Raw genomic sequence first — 5,676 nt, forward strand, 5'->3', positions numbered from 1 at the left:
GGCCGAGGGAATGAGAGATCATCGGAAAGCAGGCAAGAATTCCGATGGATTGAAGGCAAGCATGGCAAACGGCGAGGCAAGACCGAGGCTCGACCCCACCGACATGGCGATCGTGGAGATCCTGCAGGAGGACGGCCGCATCGGCATTTCCGAGCTTGGCCGCCGCGTCGGCCTGTCCCAGCCCGCCACCTCCGAGCGGGTGAAACGGCTGGAGGAGCGCGGCATCGTCGCCGGCTACCGGGCGGTGATCGAGCCCGCGGCGCTTGGGCTCGGCACCATGGCCGTCATCCGCCTGCGCACCACGCATGAGCACATCCAGTCCTGCCTGAAGAAATTCGCGCAGATGCCTGAGGTGATCGAGGTGCTGCGGGTGACCGGCGAGGACTGTTTCCTGGTCAAGGTCGTCGTCCCGTCGCCGCCCGATCTCGAGGCAATCGTCGACGGCATCGGCCGCTACGGCGCGGTGACGACGAATGTGGTGCTGCGGGCCGAGCCGCCGAAGCGGCTGGGGCGGGACCTCGTTATGCGATGAGGCGCAGCGTATGCGCCGCCGCGTTGGCGAAGGAAATATCCCCCTTGATCTCACGCATCGCCATCGAGGTTATGGTGCGCCGCACGCCGGGTAGGCGGCTCAGCTCCTCGCGCAGCATCCGGTCGAGCGCCATCATGTCAACCGTCACGATCTGCAGGAGGTAGTCGGCCTCGCCGGTGGTGGCGTAGCAGCGCCGGATCAGCGGATGTCTCTGCACCGCCGCCTCGAAGGCGTCCGACACCTCGAAGTCAATCGACACCTGGATGAAGGCCTCGATGTCGAAGCCGATCCTGGCCGGATCGATGCGGGTGGAATAGCCGCGGATGACGCCCGCTTCCTCCAGCGCCTTTACCCGCTTCCAGCAAGGCGTCTTGCTGAGGCCGACCTCCTCGGCCAGTTCGCCAAAGGAGATGCGCGCGTCGCGCTCGAGTGCGGCGACGATCTTGCGGTCGAGGGCATCCAGCATCAATCGTTCTCCAGATTTCGCTCTAAATAGGACAGTCGTCCTTCAAATCGCGCCATTTGGATAACAAAAAGGAACAATGTTCAAGCGAAAAGCCCTATCCTGGTCTCAGTATCCAACGAATGGCCCGCATCGCGGCCCGGGCAAGGGAGAAGAACATGCTGAAGTCCGAATACCACGCCCGCATCGAGGCGCCCGAGATGCGCGACTACGGTGTCTATCTGCAATGCGACAAGCTTCTCCAATGCCAGAAGCCGCTGGCCGATATGGTCAATGCCGACGAACTGCAGTTCCAGATCGTGCACCAGGTCGAGGAGCTGTGGATGAAGCTCATCGCCTACACGCTGGCCGACGTCCTCGATTACCTGGTGAGAGAGGATACCCACCGGATCGTCACGCTGATGGGCCGGGTGCACCGGCTGATGCGGCTGATGACGGCACAGCTCGACGTGCTCGAAACCATGTCGCCCAAGGAGTATCAGCAGATCCGCCTGCAGCTCGGCAATGGCAGTGGCCAGGAATCGCCAGGCTTCAAGCTGCTCTTGCGCATGCCGCCGGACCTCTGGCGGGCCTTCAAGGCCTCATACCTCGATGGCCGCGGGCTGACCGTCGCGGATGTCTATGACGCGCGCTACGACCATGGCGACGCCTACGTCGTCGCCGAGGCGCTGATCGAGTTCGACGAGCTGTTCCAGAAGTTCCGCGCCAACCACCTCTATCTTATCCACCGCTCGATCGGGCTCGGCTCCAGATCGCTGAAGGGTCGCCCGGTGGAGATGCTGGAAGGCGGCGCCCGCCACCGTTTCTTCCCCGAGCTATGGGACATACGCTGCGACATGACCGACCGCTGGGGCGCTGAATATGGCACCGTCAGGGAGTCGATCAGCCATTGCCCGCACGCGAAGGCGGGGTGAGCTTGGCTCCCCCTTCTCCCTTGTGGGAGAAGGTGTCCGAGCGAAGCTCGGACGGATGAGGGGTGTTGGCCGGAATGCTACCTTTCAGATATAAACATTTAAAATCATTTGATTTTCCGCGCCGAGCTTCTTCCAGCACCCCTCATCCGTCTCGGCGCTGCGCGCCGATCCACCTTCTCCCACAAGGGGAGAAGGGGGAGCCAGGCTTGCCACCCCGCCAGCCAAAACTATTTGCACCCCCATGTCGGAACTCCCGCGCCTCGCCCGTCCTAGGGCCGAACGCAGCAACACCCGGAGAGACATCATGGAAAGCACCCAATCGACCTGGCAGACCGCAGTCATCCTCATCGCCCGGCTGATCTTCGCCGCCATGTTCGCGATGGGGGTGGCCTTCAAACTCATGGATATCGGCGCCACCGCCGGCTACATCGCCGCCGCCGGCTTCCCGTTCCCGCTGTTCCTGGCATGGTGCGCGGCGATCCTCGAAACGCTGCTGGTGATTGCCTTCCTGACCGGCGCCTTGCTGACCCCGGCGGCGCTGATCGGCGCGGTCTATGTCACCTTCCTCGGCTTTGCCTTCCACGGCCCTTCGCACTGGGCCGGCAACCAGGCCGAGTTCGGCGCCTTCATGTCGCATTTCCCGTTCGCCGCCGGCCTGCTCTTCGCCGCCGTGCACGGCCCGGGCAGCGTGCTTTCGCTGCGCCAGGGCTGGCCGGGCAGGGCGTGAACCTACGAAATCAGCCGGGCGACGAATTGCGACCGGCTGCCGTCCCAGCCGCAGACAACACACTGCCCGCTTTCGAATCGGTGGTCGCAATTTGGGTAACCGTATAAGTGGTGGGCGCAGTCAGGGCACAGATTGACCATTGCGCTGACGCCGCCGAAATAGGCGCTGCCGCATTCCTCGCAGGTTTCGGTCAATCGATCGGTCATCACTCGGACTTATCACATCTGGTCGTTATAGGGTTCCTTCATCTGGCCGACCATGCGGGCGAGCTTCGAGAAGGACGGCATGTCCGCCTCCGGCTGGCACCGGTTGGCGAGTTCCAGCAGCCGGATCGGGAAGTTGACGGCATCGCGGCTCGATGCCGACATGCCTTCGGAGCGATCCTCACCCGTCTCGCAGGCCTCGGCCCGGCGCAGCGCAATGTCGATCTCCTCGACCGTCAGCACACCCTTGCGCACCAGCACCTGGTTGATCGACGCGACGGCCATCAACAGGCCCTCGAGCTGCAGATTGGCGACGTTCATGGCGGTTCCTCCCATTGACCTCGCCTCAAAAACGCACGAACGGCGTTTCCGATCCGGCATGATGCTTGCTGCCGTCGCCTGATCGGTCCGGAGTCGCTAGCCGTGCCGTTCCTGCGTGACAGCGTCGAGGATAAGCAGTGCCGAGTCGATACGCCATTGCTCTTCGGGCCTGACGCCCGCCGACAACAGCCGGTCCAGAACCGGCTCGCTGAGCAGCCAGCGGCGCATCTTTTCGATCGCGGCGTCGCCAGCATCGTCCCAGAAACCCCGATTGGCCTTTTCCTTGATGAGCCGCTCGGCGTCAGTCCCGAAGAACTCCGCCAAGTGCAGCGCGGCATTGGGCGAGGGCGAGGAAAGCCATGCTTCCAGCGCCACGTCGAGGTCGCTGTCGGCGATTGCGATGCCACACAGCCAACCCGTCGGGTCGCCATCGTCGGGATGCTGCTCAAAACCATGACGCCAGGCACCAGCAAAAAGCGCCTGCACCGCCGTCCGTTCGTCCAGCGGCCACGTCCGCCACCCGCCACGGCTCAACTTGCTGGCGATGATCGGCGGATCGAGGCCGTGCCATCGCTGGTCGAAGACAGCCAACTCGAGTATCCGCGGCAGGAAGTGCTTATAGTCGGCAACGTCGCCAACCGTGGTGATCGCCCAGCCGGCATAGGGCCCGATCTGCTCGCCGGTCAGCTCGCGCAACGGCGCCGAGGTGAGCGTCTTCAGGATCGCCGCCGGATCGCGCAGCGGCGAGGCGCGCAGCACACGCGGCGGCGGGCAGGGCGCAAACACATCGTAGCAGTCGTCGATCAGGCGCTGGAGCTCCGGCGGTTCTGTCATTTGCCTGTGCATGGACGCAAAGATTTATCGCGCCTACAGCTCCATCCAGCGTTGGCCGTACTCCTGCCAGAGCGCCTTGACCTCGCGGCCGCCTAGCGGTGGCGTCGAGCGGTCGCCGTAGAAGATGGCGACGGCGCTGAGATCGTATTGGCCATCGGTCTGGACAATGAAGCGGATCGCTTCGCCGAGTGGCCTGGAGTGGAAGATCGGATCCGCCTGACCCCTGCCAAGGCTGCGAACGCCTGAAATGGTTGCTGGCAAATGCCGCATCCGAAAGACGGATGCCATGGCAGGTTTGTCCATGCCGCTCTCCGCGATTCCCCAACGGAATGATTCCATAAGGTCTGGTTAATGACCAGCCCGTGCGAAAAGCCCGGGCGGCCGCCCGGGCTTCCTGTCATGCGTCCTTCTGCCGGCAGAAGCTGTCAGCTTTTCCAGTGGCGGTGGAACCAGTCGGGCTGCGGCTCGACGCTCCTGGCGATTGCCAGGCCGATCAGCACGCCGATAAGCCCGCCCAGCGTCAGTGCCGTCGAGATCGTGCCGGGGTTCTGCCGGACCGTTTCCGACACGCTCTGCGCCTGGCCGCGCACAGTCTGTGCCTGGCTGCGAAGCTGCTGTGCGGCGCGAGATGCCCCCTCGGCTGCACTATCGTACCAGCCGGAGGCTCGGTCGGCGGCACTGTCGTACCAGCCATGCCCCGTCTCGACGACGTCCTCCGCCTGTTCGGCCAACGCGCGGTTGAGCCTGCTGACCTCGCGCCGCAGCTCCGCGATCTGCTTCTTCAGCGCCGCTTCGGAAGCGCTTGAAGAGCTGCTGCGTGTCGTGCTGCTGCGTGCCGCGGCACGACTGCGCGCCGGGTTGCTCTGGCTTTTTGCATTGCCGTTGCTCGGCTGGGCTGAGCTGTTGCCCTGGCTGCTCTCGTTCTCGGCCATGGTTTTCTCCTCTTCGATGTACGCCAACGATCCCGACAGGCCATAGTTCCCAGTGGGATGCGGCGAGCAAGCCTTCTAGGAAAATTTTCCTTGCCGGGTGACGGCAGCTATGCTACTGTTTTGTCCATGGTGCTGATTTGCGCCGACGACCCGCCCGCCGAGGGCGGGTCTTGTTTTTCTGGATGCCTTCGAGCGCAGCGCCTCCTCGATCACTTCTCGACGCCGGCAGGCCAGAGAGGGGCGCGAAGCAACGCCGCGTTCCCGGTAGGCCGCTTCTCGAGCCCATCCCAGATCACCCGTGAGCCCGCCCATGCCCCGCTATGCCACCATCATCACCGCTGACGACGGACACGACGTCGTAAGCGCCATCGGCGTCTTCGAAGGCACCGCCAAGCCGCTGCGCTCCGGCCGTGTCGAGGAGGTCGCGCCCGGCGTGCTGATCGGCATGGTGCGCGGCGGGCCGGTCGATGCGGTCGGCGGCTTCGGCTTTCCAAACGGCGCTGAGGGCGGCCGGATGATCGGCATTGCCAGCACGGCGAGGCCGGGCAAGGCCGAGCCAGCCGCCGTCCAGATCGAAGCCGCGCCGGCCGGCACGGCGGCATCGGCCGAGAGCGCGGCGCCCAAGCCGGCGCGCAAGCCGACCAAGCCAAGGCGCGCCAAAACCGGCAAGCGCCGGAAGCCCGCCGTCGCGCGGTCCAGGCCGTCGAAGTCGGCGGTCGTTCCCGCCGCCGTGCCCGGCAGCAGCGAGCC

Annotated in this window: 9 protein-coding genes; 4 read left to right on the forward strand and 5 right to left on the reverse strand. The window is 64.8% G+C overall.

Annotated features, from left to right (window positions below):
• Positions 1-61 precede the first annotated feature (61 nt).
• Entirely contained in the window at positions 62-532 is a 471-nt protein-coding gene (locus tag EN745_RS28440) for an Lrp/AsnC family transcriptional regulator (protein WP_126059122.1), read from the forward strand.
• Here the strand turns inward: EN745_RS28440 and EN745_RS28445 are convergent.
• Positions 522-998 (reverse strand): Lrp/AsnC family transcriptional regulator, encoded by a 477-nt coding sequence (locus EN745_RS28445; RefSeq protein ID WP_127400059.1) that lies wholly within the window; start codon positions 996-998, stop codon positions 522-524. The genes EN745_RS28440 and EN745_RS28445 overlap by 11 nt on opposite strands.
• A 155-nt stretch (positions 999-1,153) precedes the next feature.
• On the opposite strand from EN745_RS28445, the gene EN745_RS28450 reads away from it, so the two are divergent.
• Both EN745_RS28450 and EN745_RS28455 read left to right on the forward strand, forming a co-directional pair.
• Complete coding sequence (locus EN745_RS28450) at positions 1,154-1,909, forward strand: tryptophan 2,3-dioxygenase family protein (RefSeq protein WP_126055215.1); 756 nt, start codon at positions 1,154-1,156, stop codon at positions 1,907-1,909.
• Between the two features lie 304 nt (positions 1,910-2,213).
• The gene (locus EN745_RS28455) at positions 2,214-2,636 is read left to right on the forward strand and encodes a DoxX family protein (RefSeq protein WP_126055214.1); all 423 of its coding nucleotides are present in this window, start codon (positions 2,214-2,216) and stop codon (positions 2,634-2,636) included.
• Between the two features lie 218 nt (positions 2,637-2,854).
• Here EN745_RS28455 and EN745_RS28465 read toward each other — a convergent pair whose 3' ends face one another.
• The 4 genes from EN745_RS28465 to EN745_RS28480 form a co-directional block, all read right to left on the reverse strand.
• Positions 2,855-3,160 carry a hypothetical protein gene (locus EN745_RS28465; protein WP_126055213.1) on the reverse strand — a complete coding sequence of 102 codons (306 nt, stop codon included), beginning with the start codon at positions 3,158-3,160 and terminating at the stop codon, positions 2,855-2,857.
• 96 nt (positions 3,161-3,256) lie between these two features.
• Positions 3,257-3,919, reverse strand: coding sequence for a hypothetical protein (locus tag EN745_RS28470; RefSeq protein WP_127422787.1), 663 nt, complete (start codon positions 3,917-3,919; stop codon positions 3,257-3,259).
• 108 nt (positions 3,920-4,027) lie between these two features.
• Entirely contained in the window at positions 4,028-4,297 is a 270-nt protein-coding gene (locus EN745_RS28475) for a hypothetical protein (RefSeq protein WP_127407604.1), read from the reverse strand.
• Positions 4,298-4,419: 122 nt separating this feature from the next.
• Complete coding sequence (locus EN745_RS28480) at positions 4,420-4,926, reverse strand: hypothetical protein (RefSeq protein ID WP_245455496.1); 507 nt, start codon at positions 4,924-4,926, stop codon at positions 4,420-4,422.
• A 310-nt stretch (positions 4,927-5,236) separates the two neighbouring features.
• Here EN745_RS28480 and EN745_RS28485 point away from each other — a divergent pair.
• On the forward strand, positions 5,237-5,676 hold a 440-nt coding region (locus EN745_RS28485), incomplete at its 3' end, for a hypothetical protein (protein WP_127422788.1).

This window comes from Mesorhizobium sp. M4A.F.Ca.ET.022.05.2.1, assembly GCF_003998845.1.
GTDB lineage: Bacteria > Pseudomonadota > Alphaproteobacteria > Rhizobiales > Rhizobiaceae > Mesorhizobium.

Coding starts and splice junctions, on each gene's coding strand:
- EN745_RS28440 (WP_126059122.1), top strand. CDS start 62: ATGGCAAACGGCGAGGCAAGACCGAGGCTCGACCCCACCGACATGGCG.
- EN745_RS28445 (WP_127400059.1), bottom strand. CDS start 998: ATGCTGGATGCCCTCGACCGCAAGATCGTCGCCGCACTCGAGCGCGAC.
- EN745_RS28450 (WP_126055215.1), top strand. CDS start 1,154: ATGCTGAAGTCCGAATACCACGCCCGCATCGAGGCGCCCGAGATGCGC.
- EN745_RS28455 (WP_126055214.1), top strand. CDS start 2,214: ATGGAAAGCACCCAATCGACCTGGCAGACCGCAGTCATCCTCATCGCC.
- EN745_RS28465 (WP_126055213.1), bottom strand. CDS start 3,160: ATGAACGTCGCCAATCTGCAGCTCGAGGGCCTGTTGATGGCCGTCGCG.
- EN745_RS28475 (WP_127407604.1), bottom strand. CDS start 4,297: ATGGACAAACCTGCCATGGCATCCGTCTTTCGGATGCGGCATTTGCCA.
- EN745_RS28480 (WP_245455496.1), bottom strand. CDS start 4,926: ATGGCCGAGAACGAGAGCAGCCAGGGCAACAGCTCAGCCCAGCCGAGC.